Here is a 729-nt window from a genome sequence, read left to right as displayed (position 1 = left end):
CCGGCCGGATGGGGATGAGCGCGGTCCGGTAATCTGGATAGACGCGCACCGCGCCGACCCGACCCCCACGATTGGCTCTTTCCTCGTGTCTCAGACCCTTCCTCCCGACACCGCCGGCGACGCCGGCGCGTTTGACGTGCACGCCATCCAGGAGAAGTGGCAGCGCCGCTGGGAGCAGGACGACCCCTTCCGCGCCGGCGGCGACGACGACACCCGCCCCCGCAAGTACGTGCTGGCGATGTTCCCGTACCCCTCGGGCGACCTGCACATGGGGCACGCCGAGAACTACCTCTACTCCGACATCGTCGCGCGCTTCTGGCGTCACCGCGGGTACAACGTGCTCAACCCCATCGGGTGGGACTCGTTCGGCCTGCCCGCCGAGAACGCCGCCATCCAGCGCGGTGCCGACCCGCGCGAGTGGACCTACGCGAACATCGCCCAGCAGCGCGAGAGCCTGAAGCGCTACGGCGTGTCGTTCGACTGGAGCCGCGTGCTGCACACCAGCGACCCGGAGTACTACCGCTGGAACCAGTGGCTCTTCCAGCAGCTGTACGAGCGGGGCCTGGCGTACCGCAAGGACAGCCCCGTCAACTGGTGCCCGAAGGACCAGACGGTGCTGGCCAACGAGCAGGTCGTCGACGGCCGGTGCGAGCGCTGCGGCACCGAGGTCGTCAAGAAGAAGCTCACCCAGTGGTACTTCCGCATCACCGACTACGCCGACCGGCTGCT

The 729-nt window shown here is 68.4% G+C and carries 1 protein-coding gene; it reads left to right on the top strand.

Annotated elements, in window-relative coordinates; all coding sequences use genetic code 11:
- Positions 1–85: 85 nt before the first annotated feature.
- The coding region (locus NQ160_RS24395) for a class I tRNA ligase family protein (RefSeq protein ID WP_257517539.1) at positions 86–729 on the top strand (644 nt) is incomplete at its 3' end.

The sequence above is a fragment of the Microbacterium sp. zg.Y909 genome (assembly GCF_024626565.1).
Note: the sequence above shows the minus strand (reverse complement) of the source record. Positions and strands in the feature narration are given on the sequence as shown.